Source organism: Acetobacterium bakii, assembly GCF_001263355.1.
Taxonomy (GTDB): domain Bacteria; phylum Bacillota; class Clostridia; order Eubacteriales; family Eubacteriaceae; genus Acetobacterium; species Acetobacterium bakii.
Genome location: NZ_LGYO01000013.1, coordinates 44,413 through 64,667, shown reverse-complemented (window position 1 = coordinate 64,667; position 20,255 = coordinate 44,413). Strand labels below are relative to the sequence as shown.

The 20,255-nt window shown below is 39.1% G+C and carries 18 protein-coding genes; 2 read left to right on the top strand and 16 right to left on the bottom strand.

What is annotated here, in order from left to right:
* Window positions 1-60 precede the first annotated feature (60 nt).
* The 3 genes from AKG39_RS06685 to AKG39_RS06675 all read right to left on the bottom strand — a co-directional run bounded on the left by AKG39_RS06685 (window position 61) and on the right by AKG39_RS06675 (window position 1,667).
* Window positions 61-507, bottom strand: a complete 447-nt coding sequence (locus tag AKG39_RS06685; protein WP_050739607.1) for a hypothetical protein — start codon at window positions 505-507, stop codon at window positions 61-63.
* A gap of 381 nt (window positions 508-888) precedes the next feature.
* Window positions 889-1,443 carry a recombinase family protein gene (locus AKG39_RS06680; protein ID WP_050739606.1) on the bottom strand — a complete coding sequence of 185 codons (555 nt, stop codon included), beginning with the start codon at window positions 1,441-1,443 and terminating at the stop codon, window positions 889-891.
* Window positions 1,440-1,667: a hypothetical protein gene (locus tag AKG39_RS06675; protein WP_050739605.1), complete on the bottom strand. Its 228-nt coding sequence runs from the start codon at window positions 1,665-1,667 to the stop codon at window positions 1,440-1,442. Before AKG39_RS06675 ends, AKG39_RS06680 begins: the two co-directional genes overlap by 4 nt.
* 399 nt (window positions 1,668-2,066) lie before the next feature.
* Here AKG39_RS06675 and AKG39_RS06670 point away from each other — a divergent pair, with 399 nt between their 5' ends.
* Window positions 2,067-2,432 (top strand): hypothetical protein, encoded by a 366-nt coding sequence (locus tag AKG39_RS06670; RefSeq protein WP_050739604.1) that lies wholly within the window; start codon window positions 2,067-2,069, stop codon window positions 2,430-2,432.
* A 235-nt stretch (window positions 2,433-2,667) separates the two neighbouring features.
* Here the strand turns inward: AKG39_RS06670 and cptIN are convergent, their stop codons facing one another.
* Together cptIN and AKG39_RS06660 are read right to left on the bottom strand one after the other, a co-directional pair.
* Window positions 2,668-3,162 carry a type III toxin-antitoxin system CptIN family toxin gene (gene cptIN / locus AKG39_RS06665; protein ID WP_050739603.1) on the bottom strand — a complete coding sequence of 165 codons (495 nt, stop codon included), beginning with the start codon at window positions 3,160-3,162 and terminating at the stop codon, window positions 2,668-2,670.
* Window positions 3,163-3,449: 287 nt separating this feature from the next.
* On the bottom strand, window positions 3,450-4,811 hold the full coding sequence (locus tag AKG39_RS06660) for a hypothetical protein (RefSeq protein WP_050739602.1): 1,362 nt from the start codon (window positions 4,809-4,811) through the stop codon (window positions 3,450-3,452).
* A gap of 196 nt (window positions 4,812-5,007) precedes the next feature.
* Between AKG39_RS06660 and AKG39_RS06655 the strand changes: the two genes are divergently transcribed.
* Window positions 5,008-5,442 carry a hypothetical protein gene (locus AKG39_RS06655; protein ID WP_050739601.1) on the top strand — a complete coding sequence of 145 codons (435 nt, stop codon included), beginning with the start codon at window positions 5,008-5,010 and terminating at the stop codon, window positions 5,440-5,442.
* A gap of 113 nt (window positions 5,443-5,555) precedes the next feature.
* Here AKG39_RS06655 and dinB read toward each other — a convergent pair whose 3' ends face one another.
* From dinB to AKG39_RS06600, 11 genes are all read right to left on the bottom strand, one after another.
* Complete coding sequence (dinB, locus tag AKG39_RS06650; protein WP_050739600.1) at window positions 5,556-6,809, bottom strand: DNA polymerase IV; 1,254 nt, start codon at window positions 6,807-6,809, stop codon at window positions 5,556-5,558.
* A gap of 803 nt (window positions 6,810-7,612) precedes the next feature.
* A complete protein-coding gene (locus AKG39_RS06645) occupies window positions 7,613-14,173 on the bottom strand; it encodes a DEAD/DEAH box helicase family protein (protein WP_050739599.1) in 6,561 nt (2,186 codons plus the stop codon).
* Between the two features lie 155 nt (window positions 14,174-14,328).
* The gene (locus tag AKG39_RS06640; RefSeq protein ID WP_242852568.1) at window positions 14,329-15,114 is read right to left on the bottom strand and encodes a Fic family protein; all 786 of its coding nucleotides are present in this window, start codon (window positions 15,112-15,114) and stop codon (window positions 14,329-14,331) included.
* Window positions 15,115-15,365: 251 nt separating this feature from the next.
* Entirely contained in the window at window positions 15,366-16,376 is a 1,011-nt protein-coding gene (locus tag AKG39_RS06635) for an ImmA/IrrE family metallo-endopeptidase (protein WP_050739597.1), read from the bottom strand.
* Window positions 16,377-16,586, bottom strand: coding sequence for a hypothetical protein (locus AKG39_RS06630; RefSeq protein WP_050739596.1), 210 nt, complete (start codon window positions 16,584-16,586; stop codon window positions 16,377-16,379).
* Window positions 16,587-16,659: 73 nt separating this feature from the next.
* Window positions 16,660-17,373, bottom strand: a complete 714-nt coding sequence (locus tag AKG39_RS06625) for a hypothetical protein (RefSeq protein ID WP_126981250.1) — start codon at window positions 17,371-17,373, stop codon at window positions 16,660-16,662.
* 56 nt (window positions 17,374-17,429) lie between these two features.
* Window positions 17,430-18,470, bottom strand: coding sequence for a leucine-rich repeat protein (locus AKG39_RS06620; protein ID WP_050739594.1), 1,041 nt, complete (start codon window positions 18,468-18,470; stop codon window positions 17,430-17,432).
* Window positions 18,471-18,605: 135 nt separating this feature from the next.
* Window positions 18,606-19,070, bottom strand: coding sequence for a DUF6710 family protein (locus tag AKG39_RS06615; RefSeq protein WP_050739593.1), 465 nt, complete (start codon window positions 19,068-19,070; stop codon window positions 18,606-18,608).
* A 4-nt stretch (window positions 19,071-19,074) separates the two neighbouring features.
* Window positions 19,075-19,398, bottom strand: a complete 324-nt coding sequence (locus tag AKG39_RS06610; RefSeq protein ID WP_050739592.1) for a hypothetical protein — start codon at window positions 19,396-19,398, stop codon at window positions 19,075-19,077.
* 108 nt (window positions 19,399-19,506) lie between these two features.
* Window positions 19,507-19,959 (bottom strand): hypothetical protein, encoded by a 453-nt coding sequence (locus AKG39_RS06605; RefSeq protein ID WP_050739591.1) that lies wholly within the window; start codon window positions 19,957-19,959, stop codon window positions 19,507-19,509.
* A 100-nt stretch (window positions 19,960-20,059) separates the two neighbouring features.
* Window positions 20,060-20,251 carry a hypothetical protein gene (locus AKG39_RS06600; protein WP_050739590.1) on the bottom strand — a complete coding sequence of 64 codons (192 nt, stop codon included), beginning with the start codon at window positions 20,249-20,251 and terminating at the stop codon, window positions 20,060-20,062.
* Between the last annotated feature and the right edge of the window lie 4 nt (window positions 20,252-20,255).

The window sequence follows — 20,255 nt, the reverse complement described above, 5'->3', positions numbered from 1 at the left end:
AATGTTAGTTTATTGAGTACGCATTGCTTAAATATTATCATGTTCAATCAATTAACTGCCTCATGCTAATAATATATATTTGCACTGACCATTTACTGTTGAAATTGCATCTGGTATAACACGAAAATATGCATCCATATGTTGCGGATTCAAGACATTAATCAAGCATAGTACATCTTTGTCAGTTCTTATTTTTTCGACTTCTGATATAGTGTTGAAGAAATTCAATTCATTTTTACTTTTAATTCTTTCTCCATTTAAAACCAATCGATACATTAGATTTTCAAAATAATCACTATATTTTTGATTGCCCATTGGGGCTAATATATCTTGATTGCATGAAACCTCATTAATCCCTTTCCGAAACTCAAATGTTGAAAATGCCTCCAATGTCCTTCGCACGACATTACCAATAATCAGATCATTACTGACAAAATTGCTAGAACCAGAACTATAATCATATATTAGTTTTATTAGCTGATTATATTCATCACTGATAGGTTTCAAACAATATGGACACATTCCTATCATCAGATCAGAAAAATACTTTTAATATCTTCAAAATGTCGCTGTTGACCTTTGTAGAACGAACTCCATTATGCATTGATCACGTTCAGAAAACACTGACTTTTCGATTTTTTCTGAAGCAACGCATTTTTTTACTTAAGTTTGCTAAGTTAATAATATCATTTTATATACAGTAATTGAACGTTTTTGAAAAATATATTTAAAACATCCTAACAAAAATGAATTTTAAATTTTTATTCTGCTTTTTAATCAATTTCGGCTTATAAAATTCCTGTTCATTAGTGGTTAATAGGTGTGATTGGGTGATTAATTTTATTCCTTTAATTGCTCCATAATTCTATTTTCCATTTGAATACTTTTTTACTTTTGTCGTTCCAAATATCGATATATACTTTTCTTACTTACTCCCGTGGCTTCAGTTATTTCGGCAATCGAGTAGTCTTTACTTACGTACATTTTTAAAGCAAGATTGATTTTATCGGCTGGCAACTTAGGCCTTCCACCTTTTCGTCCCCTTGCTCTGGCACTTGCCAAACCTTCTTTCGTCCGCTGACTAATCAAATCTCTTTCAAATTGACCAATGCCTGCAAAAACAACAAATAACATTCGTCCTTGTGGGGTAGTAGTATCTGCCCAGGGCTCCTTTAAACTCTTTAAATTAGCCCCTAACATTTCTATCCGATCTACTAACTCAAGCAGATCTTTAACGGATCTTCCGAAACGAGACAATTCAGTTACCATAATCGTATCACCTGAGCGCAAATAGTCAAACATCTTATTAAGCTCTGGACGATCTATGGTCATTCCAGTTATTTTATCCTGGAATATTCTTTCACACCCAATGACCTTCAATTGATCAATTTGCCGATCTAAATTCTGTTCGGTTTTCGAAACTCTTGTATACCCAAATATCATCGTTTTCTTTTCTTTTCATATTCTTCTTTTGAAATTTCTTCCCATTCCAAACTTTCTTTATTCCACTCAAAAGCACCCTTACCGAGGAGCTTTTTTTTCTGTTTTTTTATCACCTCTGGATTATTTCGTGAATCTTTATATATTTGAGAAAGCTTATTGTAATCACACTCAAAACCATTTTTATTTATTTCTTCTACAAAGTATTTATCAAGTTTGATTATCATTTTGTAATTCTACCTCTTTTTCCTCTAAAATTATTCTTCAATTTGGTAATGATAAACATATCATTTTTACTTAAACTTAATAGCTCATTTATTTGAGTTTGAAGAGCGCCAAAAACGTATTTGCGTACTATTAATGATGCATAGAAAATGACACTTGTTATGACACCATTATATCGTCATAAATTTCATTAGTAAAGTCCAATAAGAAAAGAATCAAAAACGGTCGTTTTTGACTCTTTTATTTTATAGGTTTTTTTAATTAGAACTTTACTTCAACAATAATTAAGTCATTAATACGATGCATTGCGAAAACCACTTCTTTTGTATATGTTAACATTTATAACACTTTACTTCCTGTAAAATATTTGATAGAATTAAACAAAAAGGAGGTGTATTAAATTGAATAGTTCTTTTAAATACGCAGTTGAAGGCAGTCCAATTGACTGGTTTTATTCTACATTAAGCAAACCACAATTAATTGAAGCTAATCGTACCGAAAAGGCAGAGTTTGCTATAACCGATGAGAAATTCCAAAAAACTGTTGAAAAAAACTATATGTTTATTGAAGACACGGTTTTAAGGCTATCAGGCGAAAAACCTCATACCATCAAATACTTTTCCATACCTGATTATGATACTTCTAATATGGAAATTTGTGCTCTTGCAAAAATTTCGAATAATGGTACTACATATACATTTACCAATAATAAACAATTTGCAGATTTTTTTAGCGATTTTGGTTTTTCAATAGAGACACTTAAATAAGTGTCTCTATTGAAAGCATAGGTTTTGCCTGTTTTTATATTTATCAACTGAAAAAGGGTTCCTCCGANNTCGGAGGAACCCTTTTTCAGTAACATATACATTACATTCTTATATTATCATTTATATACAATAAGGTGCAAACCTATGTGTAACGCCACTATTATATTCCCATAAATTGGATTAGTAATAAGAAATACAAAAATTATCACCCTAATGCAATTCTTTTTTTTGATATTTAGATATTATTTTTCAATTCCTCTATTAAGATTCTTTCCATTTCAAGAACATCTGGAAAAACAAGCTTTTTACCTTGTCTTATCAAGCTTAGAACTCTTTTTACCTTTTTTTGAAGTTCTCGTTCTAACAGACCATCAATTTTTACTGGATTTTCGGTTTCTCTATCGATATATTGATTTTTTATGTATTTGGGAATAACCGGGCTCATGTTTTGAATCAAGAATGCTTTTTCATGACCTAGAACATTCCCAAATGCTATAGTATCACATCGACCATATTTTTGTGTTTTCTGATCATATAGCTTTTTAAATTTTTCTAGTTTTGAGGAAATTGGAACTAGCCAAAATATCATTGTTTTCTCGTCGCAATATGCATAGAAGGATGGTCTATCATGTAGTATTCCATCGATTCTCTCTCTATTATTCATTAAATTAGCATCGTTAAACTTGGTAAAATATTCATCTTCTAAAAAATAGAAACTTCCATGTTCCATAGATATCTCCTTAAAAAATAAAGCTCTACCCAATTCAGGATAGAGCTTCAAAACATTTGAACTCGACCTTTTATGAGTCGCATATCGAGTAGCGACAGTTATTTGAACTCGATCTCTTATGAGTCGCATATCGAGTAGCGACAAATATTTGAGATAGATAATCTATCTATACTTAAAGTATACTCCTGAATAAATGGATTGTCAATACTCTTCTCTCGCTGTTTCGTCATGTAAATTTCTTTAATCTTGTTTCCCGAGGAAACAAGATTAAAGAAAGATCCAAGTTACTAGAATCCAGATCTTCGACTATTTGCTTCACGCTGCTCTTTTATAAACAGATAATTTGACCTGCTCATGACATTACCTGGTTTCTCACGACACTCGTCCAGGAACATATGAATCTTCTTTTTATTTTCAGTCCCTTTGAAATAGACGGTTTCTCTTGCAATTTCTTCCAGTCCTGCCAGCTCCACCTTTAAGTATTCACGATTCAAGCCATTTTTAACGAGGAAATAAACTTCCTTGTATTCATAATAGAGTTCTTCAATAGCGTATGGGCTTTCCTTCAGATACAGATCCTGCATGAAATAGATCAATGATTCAAACGATCGGTCTTCAATGACTCTCCCAACACCAACCAGATCCCGTTCAGATATGATTGTTTCAATACCATTTTCTTTTAGAATCGCTTCACCATACCTTTTGCAAAAAACGCCAAATGGGGCGGTTAAAATGATATTCGCCTGGCGGTTGATCCGAAAATCGATGCCATTTTTGGGACTAATTTTTAGAATATTAATCTTATTTATTTTAAAGAAAGTATCATATTTTTCAAACACCTTTTTCGCTACTTCATCATCTCTAATCCGAAACAACGTTTTTGAAGTGATACAACCATCTTCCTTCAGCTTGGCTACTCCTTGTGGATCCATTTGCCTGAGGACCCGATTGGGTGGATAAAGAACATCGTCTTTATGCGCTTCGACATGATGACTAATTTCTGTAACAATCTTTTCTCTTTGATCCAGGATCCCCCGGATCGCATCCTCTGAATCCTTATCGCTTTTATTTTCGTGCTTCAGGTATGGTTTGTAGATGCTGTTCAAGGACTCCCCTAGTTCGTAATACTGATTTGACAGGGCTTTTATGATAACGATCGGCTGCTCTTCAATGAAATTCTTCCATTGGTAAATCAGCAAATCGATGCCTGGAAAAATGTTTTCAATTCCTTCCCGGCGCTTTAACTGTTTCGCATTTTTCAGAAGACTATTTAGATGTTGATTATCAGTGATTGCAAAATGTTTGATACATTCCGAACCGGTTCTCAGGCTGTTCTGATTGATTGAATTTTTGATGTAGAATACGTTTTTAATGGGCATTCCACATACTTCACACCGTACTTTTTTATCATCCGTGAACAGATCCACGCTGCGATTTGGATCGATTTGCCATTCATTCTTTGCCTGGGTCACAATATCATTTCGCATCCGGTAGATATTTAATTCTTCTTCGGTGGCATTTTCTTTTTTCAATATCTGCTCATCTATGGTTGTGTGTTTTAGAAGTCTTTTTTCAAGTAAAGGATAGTCTTTTATCACATGGCTGTATAACAATAAATTCCGTTCTTTTTTAATAATTAACTTTCTCAAATGGCCCTCCCACTCTCGGTATTGTATTCATTGTAAGATTAATGAGTTATCTTGTCAAATATTCAATTAAGTTTGATCTTACTGTTTCATGAAATTGTAACATATTTATTTCTTTGCAATTAATAGTTAAGCTGTTATAATAAATATAAAAAAATTGAAAGGTGGGATTAATATTATTACCATATTAAACAGTGTTTTGGAAAAAGAACGAGAAATTGATCAACATTTAGAACAATTTCAAGATTTCTGCAAACAAAAATCTAAAGTTAATGAGGTGAAGGACTCCCCAATCGATCAGGTTGTTGATCTAGCTAGCTGTGAAACATCTGATGAGTATATTAATGAGATTTATAAAATAGACGCTTATTTTGATACTTTTACGGATAATGAGATAAAAATCTTGCAGTTTATCATGTATTTGGGCAGAGATTGTAAATATAATCTGATCGATACTCCTTTCAATAACTTAGAAACTTTAATGCAGTCTTATTTTGATGGCTTTGAACTCAATCAACCAATTAATCGAAGCAGAGAGATTAATTCAATAACTTCAAAACAACCTTGCGTTTCCGATTATTTTAAAAGGGGATTTTTAGAGCTCAATAAACTCCAGCCTACTAATCTGGAATAACACAATTGAATTCCATTAACCATTTGAATTGATGGTTAATGGAATTTTTATTTGCTGAACCAACAAAGATGTTTAAAGAACTCCAAACGCAATTTTAAACACAGTTCTATCCTTTAAAAGTAACTGATTGGATAAACAACATGATCTTTTTTAGCATCCAGACAACCCATCGGATCATCGATGGTTATGGCTCGACGCACCGCCAGATTGCCAAAGCGTTTCCTTAAATCATCCACGGTATTATCCAGTCTCCCCTGCCTAACTCTTAATTCCTCATTTCCAAATAAATCCAATTGAATGGGTGTTGAATCCGGGACCAGATCGGTCACCCTCACGCCCATGGACCGGATAGCCAAACTGAAATCATAGTTTCTTATAAACAGATCAATGGCAGCTCTCGCAATCTCATTGGTTAGATCTGATGGCTTAGTCAGCTTCATTTGCCTGGTGAAACTATGCAGTTCTTTATTGCGAACATGGATGGCTACTGTTTGACAGTAACAGCCGGTTTCCCTTAAACGCATGGCCACGCTTTCGGTTAACATGTAAATAATGACCTTTACGTCTTTCAGATCCGTTAAGTCCCTGGGTGTGGTAATGCTGTTGCCGATGCTTTTAATTAGCCGTTCATTGCCATTATAATGTTCATCGAAGCTTTTAACCGGGCTATCATCCAAACCATTGGCAAACCGCCATAAAACGGTCCCCATTTTACCAAATATGATAACCAGGAAGTTCGGGTTGCTTTGAGCTAATTGTCCAACGGTATAGATGCCATATTTAAAAAGCTTTTTCTGAGTGGATCGCCCGACATAAAGAAGATCCCCTACCGGCTGCTCCCAGACGATTTTCTTGTAGTTATCTTTAGTGATTACCGTGATGGCATTGGGCTTTTTGTAATCCGAACCAAACTTGGCAAAGATCTTGTTCCAGGATACCCCAATGGAAACGGTCACTCCCAGCTCATCCTGGATGTCCCGACTGATCTTTTGAGCGATTTCTGCCCCGCTGCCGTGGATATTAGCGCTATTTGTCACATCGATCCACGATTCATCTATGCCGAAAGGTTCAACCTGATCCGAGTACCGATTATATATTTTTCTGGACAACTTGGAATAACGTAAATACCGTTCATAGTTCGGTGGCACAATCACCAGGTCCGGACATTTAGACCGGGCTTGCCACAAGGCTTCTCCGGTTTTAACGCCGGCTTTTTTGGCTTTCTCATTTTTTGCCAGAATAATCCCATGACGTTTTTCCGGATTTCCACCAACGGCCACGGCTTTGTCTCGGATCTCCGGATTGTACAGACATTCAACGCTTGCATAAAAGCTATTCATATCTGAGTGTAAAATAACACGTTCCATCTTCTCATCCTCTAAAAGTCATAAATTTCAATAGTACATATGTTCTTATTCCATAATATACCCATTTATGATAATTAGTCAATATATTTTATCGTTAAATATAACTTTTCAATTTATTACTCTTTATTTTTCAATTCCTGTTTCCCGGGGAAACAAATTTACTAAACAACATTCAGAATAAAAACGCTTGTGAATGAGATCAAAAAGCTATTATTTTCTTTTTCAATCACTAAAAAAGGGCGTAGAAATCCTAAAATCAAAAAGTTGAATCTTTGTCATTTCTACGTCTTTTAAAAAAGGCTGCTGGATAGGTGGTTTTTTCATGACCACTGGATTCTCATTATCCTTCGTCCAAACTACAAAGGTGATCGACACCTTAACGAATCCAAAATCTCTACCGAAGTTTCCCCCGAACCGTGATTGTTTTACTTGGGTTTACGTTCTCATCCCCAATGACGACCCTTTAATGCAGCAGCACATTAAAACGCCGAGTAGATTTACTATTTAAGCTCTACCACACTACGCTTTTTTTTATAGTGGTCTAACGTTGTCCCCACCCTCATTATTTAGTTTTTAAGCACAACAAAAAGGGTGTGCAGCAATCTAGCGACTGCTACACACCCCTTTGTTATTGAAAAGAAATAGTCAACTTACGTGAGATACGAATGTTTCTATTTTTAATATCTGGTTTAACACACCCCATCATGCACGAGCCTGTTCCTTGTTTCGATGCTTCCTGACTGATCGTTTTTCCCATTCGATTTCTTCTATTCCTTTCTTTTAAGATCACTGCTTAATATATATTATTGTTCCAGATCCCATTCACCTTCGTCAATGGCATTCATTTCCATTTCTTCTAGCAATTCCTCCAGATTTTCTTCATTATCCTGGCTATCTTGGGTTATATCGGTTTTTTCCATGCTGAGAACCGTGTTTAACGCGTTTAATCGAAGCAGATAACCGTTTAGTTCCTCCTCCTGGGGAAAAGGCTTTTTAACTTCATCCTTTGCGTTTTCCAGACGTTCCCTGGTGTCCTGGATATTCATTTCACATTTTTTGACCTGTTCGGGGATGCTTTCAAGCACATGGCCGATGCGGGTGATATTTCCCAGGGGATCGGTACCTAAATGAACGGTATGGGTGATCTGATTCTTCAGATACAGTTCTACCATACCAAACTGGGTTATTCTAACAATCATTTTAAAACCGGCATACTGACCGATTTCTCTTGGTTCGTTGTCATTAAGGTTTTTAATTACTTTCAGAATGGCATTGCCCGATTCTTTCTTATCTGTATAAAAAATACTGTCCACTGTCATTTCAAACTGATCTTTTAATGGCCGTTTTGATTCATAGAGCTTCATATCCTCAATTAAAGAATTCATATCATTATTTTGCACACCGATGTTTCTTGGATAGGCTTTTAAGATGTTATCCTCCAAACGGTACCGTTGATTGACAAAATTGGCTTTGATCAGCTTCAGCTTAGTAACTTTCACATCGAGATCCATCTTCTCCTTAATGAGTGGATTGCCGGTTGCCAGGGCTTTGACTTCAGCATAGGATAAAGCCTGCTCATCGACATCCTCACAGGAGCGCCCGGGGAGTTTACTGGTCATGATCTGTCCGATAAACTTCTGTTTATTCTCGATGAGCTGCCAGCTGTACGCATCAAATGTTTCTTCGGTGATATAGCGAAAAATGGTTACTTCCGGGTTCTCATTGCCCTGTCTCAATATGCGCCCCTCCTGTTGAGATATATCGCTTGGGCGCCACGGTACATCGAGATGATGTAGAGCAATTAACCTATCCTGGACGTTGGTACCAGCGCCCATTTTAGGCGTTGATCCAATCAGAACTCGCACGGATCCGCTTCTTACCTTGGCAAAAAGTGCTATTTTCTTCGCATCGGTGTCGGCATCGTGAATAAAGGCAATCTCATCTTCGGGGATCCCTTTTTCAATTGCTTTACTTTTAATCTCCTCATAGACATTAAACCGTCCGTCTTTATTCGGGGTGGATAAATCACAGAATACCAATTGGGCTGATCGTTTATCCATGCTGTCCTCCCAGACCTTGAAAATATTGGCGACACTCCGATTTACCTTTGAACGGTCGGCATCCGGCAGCAGTGGATTAATGAGTCGCTGATCCAGGGCCAGCTTGCGTCCGTCATTGGTGATTTTAAGCATATTATCCTCATAGGGTTCCACCAGATTATTCCTAACCCGATCGGCCCGGTCAACCAGTGCCATCAGCATGTCCTTTTGATGCTCCGATGGTTTAATAACCACATCTTTAAAGATGGCGTTGGGTATCGGAAGTTTGAGCATATCCGGGGTCTGAATATCCGCCACTTCCTTGAATACTGCCATCAGCTCCGGCAGATTGTAGAACCGGGCCAGTCGGGTTTTGGATCGATACCCGGTTCCTTCCGGGGACAGTTCAATGGCGGTGATGGCTTCGGCAAAGGTGGATGCCCAGGCGTCGAAATGGCCTAGATTCATATCCATTAAAGTGTCATACTGAAGATAGCGCATCATGGTGTACAGCTCGGTGATACTGTTTGAAATGGGTGTGCCGGTGGCAAAAACAACCCCTTTATTATTGGTTAATTGATCTAAATACTGACATTTATTAAACATATCCGTGGCTTTTTGAGCTTCGCTTTGTCCGATCCCCGCCACGTTTCGCATTTTCGTGTATAAAAATAAATTCTTATAATTATGTGCTTCGTCGACAAACAGCCGATCAATGCCCAATTCTTCAAAGGTAATGACTTCATCCTTTCTCGTATCATCATTCAGCCGGTCAAAACGAGCCTGTAATGATTTTCTGGTTTTTTCCATTTGCTTAATGGTGAACTGGGCCCCGTCATTTTGCTTGGCATCGTTTAATGCCATCATAACATCACCAATCTGCTTATTCAGGGATTCTTTCTGAAACTCCCGAGATAACGGTATTTTTTCAAATTGGGAGTGACCAATGATAATGGCATCATAATCACCGGTGGCAATTCGGGAGCAAAACTTTTTGCGGTTATTCGGTTCAAAATCTTTTTTCCTGGCCACCAGGACATTGGCTCCGGGATACAAGGCCAGAAATTCGGATCCCCATTGTCCAATTAAATGATTGGGTACTACAAATAAAGATTTGTTGGATAATCCCAGATGCTTACTTTCCATGGCAATGGCGGTCATTTCAAAGGTCTTACCGGCTCCGACGCAATGGCCGAGCAACGTATTCCCTCCGTATAAAGCCCTGGCAATGGCATTGAGCTGATAATCCCGGAGACTTATTTCCGGTGATATCCCGTGGAGAATCACATGGCTGCCATCATATTCCCGGGGACGCACACTGTTAAATTGGATGTTATATTTGTGGGTCAATACTTCCCGACGTTTCGGATCTTTAAAGATCCAGTCCCGAAAGGCTTCCTTGATGGTTTCCTGCTTCTGACTGGCCAGAATGGTTTCTTCCTTATTGATGACCCGAACGTCATTGCCTTCGGCGTTTTGTGTCGTATCATAGATCCGGATATCCTTCAGGTTAAGGGCATCCTCCAGGATCCGGTAGGCATTGGCTCGTTTGGTTCCATAGGTGACATTTGCCAGGACATTATCATAGGTATCGGCATTCTTGCCATGAATATTCCAAACCCCGGTATACGGGGAATAATCAATTTTAATGGCATCGCTGTACACCAGATGGGTTGCCGGCTTAAAGGTTTCCACCATGAAATCCTTGATATATTCAGGTTCGATCCAGGTGGCTCCCAACCGTACTTCAATTTCCGAAGCTTCCAGGTCCCGGGGCTGTGCCGCTTCCAGGGCGGTGATGTTTGGGCTAATGACCGGTGCCTGGGATTGGGGTAGCACATCCTTCAGTCGCTGCACCAGATCCAGTTTCTTACGAACGTTTCCGGACAGGTATTCATCTGCAGCAACGAAGGGAAACTGTGTTACATCGAAAACGGTTCCTGATACCTGATCCACATCGAGATCACCGAAGTCTCTGAACATCAAGCCTTCCAGTTCCGCAATGATAACGTCCGGGGTTTTTCCGGTGAGGTTGCTCATGTACTCCAGATCCACTTTAGCTTTTTCACTAATGGACACAACCAGGGCTTCATTGGACGTATCTACGGCGGTGACCACCTCATGGGGTTTAATGGTTCGTTTATAGAAGATATCCGATTTTTGTTTAAAGGTGCCATCCTCATTGACCACTTCCAGGGCACACAAAAGCCAATAGGAACCGTCCTCATCAAAGGCCCGTTTATTCCCGGTGGCATTGATCCGATCGTGTTTTTTGGTAAACGCATCATATCGCGTGTGCAGTTCGTCCTGTTTCTTTTCAATATCCCGATTACTGCCATTTTCCAGTTGGAGCGCAATCAGTTCCCGGGTGCAATCCCTGATTCCAATCAGTCCGGTGATCCGGCTTTTGGTGGCTTCCGGTTTTTCCACCCGTTTCATTCGGGAATTTTCCCGGTAGTAAAGTTCCTTATCCACCAGGGTGTAGCTGTAATTGGCAACATCCGGATCGGCGGGAATACTGATCTGATAATCCTCCTCAAATAACACATCTTCATTTTCATTTTGAGGAAATGCATATGTTAAATTTCCTAGGGCTTTTGCCAGTTCATGCTGCAGGTCGTTTCCGGCGATGGGCAAACAGGCGGTTTCTTCACCAAACCGGCCGGATATCATCTGCATTTCCCCTAAGATCATTTCCGGATGATCAATAAAGTATTGGTTCATGGGGATCCCGTTGTCATCCATTCCCAGGTGCACCCAGGTTTCTTCGTTGGCCAATACCATCCGGTCACGCTTTTTCAGGAAGATGATATCCGATGTGACTTCGGTGCCGGCGTTGTCTTTAAAGGCATTGTTCGGCAAACGCACCGCACCGATTAATTCGGCCCGTTCGGCCAGATATTTCCGGACCATGGGCGTCTTTTTATCCAGGGTGCCCTTACTGGTAATAAAGGCGACGACACCACCGTCTCTGACCTTATCCAGGGACTTGGCAAAAAAGTAGTCGTGAATCTGAAAGCCATGTTTGTCATAGGGTTTGTCATAAACTTTGTAATCACCAAAGGGTACATTCCCAATGGCCACGTCAAAGAAATTACTGGAAAACTGGGTTTCTTCAAACCCACCCACAAATATGTCGGCTTCAGGATAAAGCGCTCTGGAGATCCGCGCCGAAATACTGTCAAGCTCCACGCCATAAAGCTTCGAATCCTTCATGGAGTCTGGTACCAGACCAAAGAAATGACCAACCCCCAAAGCTGGTTCGAGGATATTGCCGTTGCTATAACCCATCATATCCAGGGCATCATACATGGCTTTGATAATGATCGGGGCGGTATAATGCGCGTTTAAAGTTGATCCTTTGGCCAGACGATATTCTTCATCAGTCAATAGGCTTTTTAATTCTTCAGCGTCCAGTTTCCAGTAGATGTTACTGGCATCAAATGCCTGGGGTAGCCCTCCCCATCCCACATACCGGGATAAGATTTGCTGTTCTTCGGATGATGCCATTCGGTTTTCTTTTTCAATCCCCAAAAGGGTTTTGATTGCCAATACATTCGCTTTAAATTTCTCCCGTGGTGTCCCGGTGCCTAATGCATCCGCCGTGATTTTATAGTTATGCATTTTGGTTTCCGGCTGTGCTTCCTGATTTAAAGCAGCACCTTCTTTTGCCTGTTCTTCGAACTCGATGTTCTGATCTGCTTCGGTTTCACCGGCACTCTCGACAAATGGTTCGGGGTCCATTTCCTGGTTTGCTTCCAAGTCAATATATTGACCGGTTTGAATCAGTTCTCGCACTTGTGTGGCGATATCCGTCCATGGCATAAACCGATTCACGGATGGATCAGACGCCTTCTCAAACAGGATCCCGTTTGCTTCAATCTTTTGTCGGTAGCGATCGGTTAATTTCCAGAGAACGGTCACATTATTAAATAAATAAGTATTTTTAATCGCTTCACCAAAGTCTTCATCATTTTCCGTTTCGGCTATCAAGTCACAAATGACCGGACGCGTATAGTGATCAGGGGTCATGGTGATGAGCAGATGATTGATCTCGGCCATTGGAATTTGTGGTATTTCTGATTTCAGCTCGGGGGTCTTAAGTTGTGGCATAGAAAAAGCGGAGGGCTTTTGGCTCTCCGCTTTTTTAGATAATAGGTTTGGCTCCTGTCCGGTTGGGAACAGGTTTAACTGTAAATCAGTTCCTGCAGCACGATCTCGTTGGCTTGTGCCTGCAGGTTGTTCATGTGTCCCGCCCATTCGATGGGTTTCGTTTTCTTGTCCGGTGCCGGATGGCTCTTGATCAGGTTCTTCATGATCAGATCCAACCGGTTCTTGGCTGCTTTGTCCACGTCCACCAGATGTTCGTTGATCTTGTCCTCGAAGATCAATTCCATTAACAGATCCGGGTTGTGCTCCTTCAGATATTGGTTCCTCAAGTTTCCGTATTTCCCGATTTCCTGACTTGGTGGGGTCATCGGCCGTATATCCGGGGTCAGAAACTCCCCTTCCTGATGATAGGTCATTTCCAAAGGCTTGAATGTCTCTTGATTCTTGCTCATTTTTTAGTTCTCCTTCTATTTTATTTTTCAATTGTTCCATTTCAATGGTTTGTACCATTTTCCCAAGTTCAATGAGAAAGGGTTTGGACGTGCTCGTCACATTATTACCTAAGAATATCAAAGATTTAAAGTTTTTGATGTTTTTTATTTGTACAAAATCTTCCGGTTTAAAATAATCTCTGGGATTATAACCGCATCGGGCTAAAATCTGATAGGTAACACTGTTATCAAATAGCTCGGCAAAGCCGTTTACATCCAGATTACTGAGATACAGATTGATTGGATCACGTATTTTAGATTTAAAATAATCATACAGATCTTTATTGCGTTCTTTTATTTCGGTGATGATATATTCCGGCAAGCTGTGTTTAATATCAAGCTCCTGGTAATGCTCGGTTAATTGGTCAATAATCACTTCATCAGCTATCCCATTGCGGCTCCACAATTTAAAATCTAAGCCATTGGGGTTGCGCTTATGGGTATCACTCACATCGAATACATTTTTAAACTTATACTTCTGAGGATCATCCATCACCAGAATTCGCTTCGCACCAACATTGATGGTGCGATTAAGTTTTTTATTCCAGGCCTCAATGCCGGTTACGGCAATTGCATCCGGCCGTTGAAACACAATCAGCATCTGATTGTAAAAGGTCTGTTTATAATGCCAGGATGACCGTTCCAGAAAGGTCATCCAGTTTTCAGGTGTCTGGAAATTTTCTTGTGCTATTTGGGGAAAATCTTGTATTTCTCTTGAGTTCATTTTATTCGCCTTTCGTCAATTTTAATTTTGTCATTGTTATTGAAAATAAAAAAGAGATCCGTTTAATTGGATCTCAATGTGATTTGTTTCCTATATTTTGTTTCCTCGGGAAACAAGTTTTGACTTTCTGTTTTTTGTTTCCTCGGGAAACAGAATTACATTTCCGGCGCCCAATCATCCTTGTCTTCCTGCGTTTGGGCATAGGACAGGATGTTGATGTAGTCATTTATCCGTTCCAGAAGATTGTTTCCAATCAGCTCGGTCATGGCTGAAACGTCGTCATTTTTAAAATATGTATCAAATGCTGCATAGTATTTTTTGCGATCAGAGAATTTGACGTTAACCGGCAGATAATTATTCTGCATCAGGTCTAGATTAAGAATTAATCGACCCGTTCGACCATTCCCATCAATAAAAGGATGAATCCCCTCAAACTCTAAATGAAATCGTGCTAGTCGCTCAATGGGATTGAGCGTTGCTTTCCATTCTTCATTCTTTTCTATGAGTACTTCCATCTGTGCTTGTATTTGAAACGGTTGAACCGGTTGGATAAATGCCCCGGCAATGGTGACTGGAATGCGTCGGTAGATGCCTTTGTCTTTGGGTCGATTGATAAGCACCAGTGAATGAATATTTTTAATAATCGATTCGGATAAAAGTGTTTTTTCCTGGACCAGATCTTTAATATACTCAAATGCATCCCGATGACCAATGGCTTCCAAGTGATCTTTTAAGGGTTTTTGATCAATGGTAAGCCCTTCTAAAACCATGGCTGTTTCACCAAGCGTTAGGGTATTTCCTTCAATCGCATTGGAGTTATAGGTAAACTGAACCATAAATGATTCGTTGAGTCGTTCTATTTCACCTTGAGTTAAAGGTCGGCAGGATTGAAGGACATTATTTTTATTTTCAATTTCTTCTAATAGCTGTTGAATCTTCAATGCGTCATCCCTCACTTTCTTATAATACTTTCTTTGGCAACGATAAAATGTTTAGCTAATGATAACATATTTAATGGCATCCTTAGCAAATAATTTTTAAAGCCCTACCATCATTATATTAAAACGAGCCAATTCATTCTATTCGCCTTTCGTCATTATGAGCTTATCGTTGCGATTAGATGCAAAAAGAGATCTAATTCGATCTCCTTTTGCAGTGTTTCCTGAAATTTTTGTTTCCTCGGGAAACAGCATTACATTTCCTGTTCCCACTCATCCTCATTCTCATTGCTATTGATTCGATCGAATTGTTCAAGATAGGCTTCCATCGGTTCAATGTGTTCTTTGTAGATAGCATTGATATTTTTAAAGGCATTCTCCAGGGAATAAGCTTCTTTATCACTTTCGTCCAGCTCATTGACGGCCTGATTAAAACCGTTGTACTGGGTTGCAAGGTGGCTCTTGGTCCCTTCGGTTACTTCAAATCCAAAATGGGACATAAACATAATGGCCAATCCATCGGCTTCGAATTCTTTTAATAAATCGATGATGGGCGTATCTTCTGGTTGTCGTTGGTGATCCAGAAAACCATGGGCCATTTCATGAAGAAACGTACCCAGCTTTTGGGTGTCCTGAAGCTTGTGATTCAGTTCGATCACCTTGGTTGATGGGCAATACTGACCTCTGAGATCAATGGATCGGAGGGATGCTTCGGCCACTTTAAATCCCTGGTTTTCACAATACCCTTTTAACTTTTCATACAGTTCGGCATGGGGTCTTGAGTTCTCACCAAATTTAATGAATTTCGGATAATCTTCAACCGGACAATCGGTTTGAGAAATATCAAATACCGAACCCAATTTAAACTTGATGCCCGATTTCACTTCAATATCCCCTCGGCTGATCCGGGCTTTTTCCCCAGGGGTGGCATCAGCTAAACGCGTGGATGTATTTTCACCATCCCGATAAAAATATGAGCATTTAACCGGAACAAATATTTTCATTCCTTTTTGTCCTTTTTCGACGCAATAGCCTTTTTCTTTATATGACATAAACGATCCAACAAACGAAGCGAATTCATTTTGATGATAGATCAATTGCTGATTCTTCGGGCTGTATTGGTAAAACTTGGCAGCAAAGGCAAAGTAATCAGCCATTTCGGTGGGATCTTTTTTAAAGCTTTCCCCCAGGGTCATAATTTTTTGATTATAACCGTCCATTTCCTTTTTTATATCCTCGGGACTGCGTTTTTCATACTTTGCCATTTAGCGATCACCCATTTCTTTTAAAATATACGACTGCACCATCTTTGGCAGCAATTCAAGTGGGCTTAAATCTTCCTCAAAGATCTGTTCTCCGGCAATAATAAATTCCTCGGGTATTTCAACAAAGAACCACCGACCTTCTTCATCTTTGACAATGGCTTTTCCTGCCATATAACCAATAACTTCATTTTCAATACATTGCGCGTTCATTTTATTTCCTTTCCTCCTGTTTCCTCGGGAAACAAGGCTTTCATTTTTTATTTTGTTTCCTCGGGAAACAGGATTACATTTCCGGTTCCCATTCATCTTCACTGTCTTGATCGCTTTGATTTTCTGAGCAATTGTGCTCTTTTTCATCCAGCTCAATTTCAATAAACATCTTCTTTGATTCTGATTCTGAAATATAACCGGCGCAAGCCCAGGTAAATTTTTCTCCCATTGCTTCATCGCCATCGTCGATCGTAATGTTGCCATTTTCGAGCAGTTCATAACTGCACTCCATCAATGGTTTAAAGTAATCATATCCATACGGGGTGATGCGACTTTTTTCATTCCAAACAAAGGATGCCGGCATTTCTACATTCCCGATAATCAACTCACAGTCAATTTCTTTATTACTGTTTAAAAGCTCGCCAAATGTTTTTAATAGATTGTTCATTTCGCGATAGTTGTCATCAATTAACCAATCGGAATAAAACCCATAACCTTCAAATTCAATCGGATCCAGTTCAGCTTCCATCGGATCTCCAAAAGGTTGATCATGGTCACTTTCAGCAAACCACTCCCGTCTGGCAACAACTTCTTCGTTTTGCACAATGGTAATATCTGAACCATTTTCGCTAACCATTTCATCAGCCAGCTTCATGCCCTCCTTTAAGCTGTCCACTTCCACCACGGCACCATCATACAGAATGCATAATGACTGTTTCAAACGCTCATTCCTATCCATTTCTACCTCCATATATTTATTGACAATGAATCCACTATTATTTTCCATAAAAACAGAGACCTTTTCGGATCTCTTTTCATTTCTTGTTTCCTCGGGAAACAAACTTACATTTCCTGCTCCCAGTCATCCTCAACAGATTCTTCATGATGCTGTCCTGAAATATTGCTAAATTGGGCATATACCGCACTTTCATCCCACTGTAACCTGTTGTCTTCCAGGCGAATATTGGTGGCCTGAATAAAGTGTTTTCCAGTAAATAAAAGGGCATCCGTCCCTTTTACATCTAGTACAATCATTTGACTGGAAGCATCAGTTTGAAAAACATCGCCTTTTTTAATCGCATTCAACTGTTGCTCCTGGTCGTTTCTAATGGGGGCGTTTAATGCTTTCTCGAAAGGATTCTGTTCGGCATAATTTTCGCACATTGACGTATATTTCAAAACTGCATCATGATACCATTCTTCAACATCCTGATTAATGCCACCCTGTTCGATGCGTTCAATCAGATTTTTCATATAATCCACATCTTCTTTTTTTATCAGTTCCTGATTATGGTCGAAGCACCAGTTTTTTCTCACCACATCTTTCAACTGTTCATTTAAATGGTCACAACCATAAAATACGTTGTTCCCCATGATGAGATCAGGGGACATTTTAACATCCTTAATGATCGAGTTGGCAAAGGCATAATTTCCGATCTGTGTGATTGTCTCCGGTAGAATCAGATCGGTGACACTGGTATCATTGTAAAACCCCCAGTCGGCTACGGCTGTAACCGGATAAAGAATCCCCTGATACTCAATCGAATCGGGAATCAACACACGCTTATTTATGGGACGTTCTTCATAATGGAAGTTTGACCCCTGCAATACCGCTCGGTTATTTTCTGCATCAATGGCAAATGATAAACCTTCTTTGATACAGAATGGCTGATCATAATATTTCTTGATTTCAGCCAGGGGTGGAACCATCTGATAATTATCAAAGTAATAGGCCCCTTCCCATCTGAATTTTTCAGCGCCATTGACAGCCATCGCATCGAAGGCCCAAATAAATTGATCCCCATTGAATAAAAGCAAGTCATTTTCTTGAGCAGCCAGCGTGACTAAATAATTTGCAAAAAAAACCTTCTTTATTTCCTTCATTTCTTCTCCTTTTCGAGTTTTCTGTTTCCTCGGGAAACAAGATTCTTATTTCTGTTATTCTGTTTCCTCGGGAAACAGGATTCATATTTCTGTCATTTTGTTTCCTCGGGAAACAGGATCAGCTTTTTAAACTGTTTAAATGGCATCCAGATACTTTGAAACAATAAAAATACGCCATGCTTCTGGAATAGCATGGCGCTTTCTCGGCTTTTTATCAACGGTTTCAAGTTCTTGTTGCAATTCGATTTTTAATTTTTCAACTTCAAATATAATTGCAATCCGAAAATCCAAAACCGGTTTTATTATTTCTTGAGTTTGTTGGTTGATCCAATTTTGACCATCTGTTTTTAATGGCGTTACTACCGGAATATAGCTATCCTTTAAAGCTGTGATATCTTTTTTATATATAGCTTCCGAAAGGATCGAGTGTTTCAGATCACTGTGCAAAACCTTCAGGGCAAAATCCAGACAAGCAATTTTCCCAACAATATCCTTTTCCTGGGAAATGCCTTCCTGAATAAATAAAAACGTCTGGTCAAAATGGAACTTAGATCCATCTATTAATATCATTGGCTTCTTTGATTTCTTTTTTCCAAACATAGGCTCACCCCTTTAAATAGTCTTCAAGCAGTTCGATGATAATTAATTTGATTCGGGTTTCTGTTGGCGAAAAACGATAAATCAAACTGCCCAGTTCATTGCACACAATAAGATAGTTTTTCTCAATCAAGCCCCTGCGCATGATCATCAAATAGTGTAAATAGAACATATACTCTGAACTTCCTTGATACGACTTCCGGCTTTTCGTCTTCTTCAGTTTTTTGAGAAATAGACAAAGCGCTTCTTTAGCTTCCATATTCAATGCTGCTTTGGAATCAAAATGATATTTCCCAAAGATGTCAAACAGTTCCTTTGTAACGGTGTCCATTCCTATTCATTCCTCCTTTGTTTCCTGATTTTCTTGTTTCCTCGGGAAACAAATGTGTTAAATGATCGGCATACCGATTTCCTGTTTCCTCGGGAAACATCATTATCTTTATGCTTCCGGCTCCCAGTCATCTTCCAGCACATAATCATCTTCCCGGGTTAGCGCTGCATGAACCCGATCAAACCCCTCATTGAGCAGATTAAAGCCTTCATTTTCAAACCGTTCATGGATTTGGTCAAGCAGCTCCGGGCCTTCAAAATGATTTTCAATAACTAGCAGTGCCTTAATCATTTCCCGTTCATTGGTCTGCTTCATGCTGGCTAAATCCTGTTTAATGTCCTGGAAATCCAGGTTTTCATAGTTCTTTGGAATCTGATCAAAGGATGAATAATAAATTCCAAAATTCCACCCCAGTAAGTCATCCTCCATCAGAAAGCCATATGCTCTAATAAACTGGTTTCCAGTAAAAAGCAGGGCATCACTGCCCTGCACATCCAACACCATGGTCTGATCGGAACCCGGGGACTTTACAACGTCCCCTTTTTTTAGATCATTGCTCATTTTATATCTTTAGTAGCAAACTGTATAAAATGTATATAAATATCTTAAACAAGCATTCGTTACTTTTTATACATCAAATAGTGTCTACTACGTTCTCCTTTCATTCGATATTATTAAATTTACCTTTTTCCACATCAACCACTAACACAAGCTGGTCATACTCATTCATCTTAAATCCAACATCATAAGTTGAGTCAACAAATTGATTTGTCGTGCCCTCATTGATCTCAACACAGATTTCATCATCTGGATTCAATTGTTCCAATAAATCAACCAAAACCTTATTTTTCATCACG

Excerpts from the sequence above, each read along its gene's own strand:
- AKG39_RS06645 (WP_050739599.1), bottom strand. The coding sequence starts at position 14,173 with ATGAACTCAAGAGAAATACAAGATTTTCCCCAAATAGCACAAGAAAAT.
- AKG39_RS06630 (WP_050739596.1), bottom strand. The coding sequence starts at position 16,586 with ATGAACGCGCAATGTATTGAAAATGAAGTTATTGGTTATATGGCAGGA.
- AKG39_RS06635 (WP_050739597.1), bottom strand. The coding sequence starts at position 16,376 with ATGGCAAAGTATGAAAAACGCAGTCCCGAGGATATAAAAAAGGAAATG.
- AKG39_RS06620 (WP_050739594.1), bottom strand. The coding sequence starts at position 18,470 with ATGAAGGAAATAAAGAAGGTTTTTTTTGCAAATTATTTAGTCACGCTG.
- AKG39_RS06625 (WP_126981250.1), bottom strand. The coding sequence starts at position 17,373 with ATGGAAAATAATAGTGGATTCATTGTCAATAAATATATGGAGGTAGAA.
- AKG39_RS06615 (WP_050739593.1), bottom strand. The coding sequence starts at position 19,070 with ATGTTTGGAAAAAAGAAATCAAAGAAGCCAATGATATTAATAGATGGA.
- AKG39_RS06600 (WP_050739590.1), bottom strand. The coding sequence starts at position 20,251 with ATGAAAAATAAGGTTTTGGTTGATTTATTGGAACAATTGAATCCAGAT.
- AKG39_RS06610 (WP_050739592.1), bottom strand. The coding sequence starts at position 19,398 with ATGGACACCGTTACAAAGGAACTGTTTGACATCTTTGGGAAATATCAT.
- AKG39_RS06680 (WP_050739606.1), bottom strand. The coding sequence starts at position 1,443 with ATGATATTTGGGTATACAAGAGTTTCGAAAACCGAACAGAATTTAGAT.
- cptIN (WP_050739603.1), bottom strand. The coding sequence starts at position 3,162 with ATGGAACATGGAAGTTTCTATTTTTTAGAAGATGAATATTTTACCAAG.
- dinB (WP_050739600.1), bottom strand. The coding sequence starts at position 6,809 with ATGGAACGTGTTATTTTACACTCAGATATGAATAGCTTTTATGCAAGC.
- AKG39_RS06675 (WP_050739605.1), bottom strand. The coding sequence starts at position 1,667 with ATGATAATCAAACTTGATAAATACTTTGTAGAAGAAATAAATAAAAAT.
- AKG39_RS06605 (WP_050739591.1), bottom strand. The coding sequence starts at position 19,959 with ATGAGCAATGATCTAAAAAAAGGGGACGTTGTAAAGTCCCCGGGTTCC.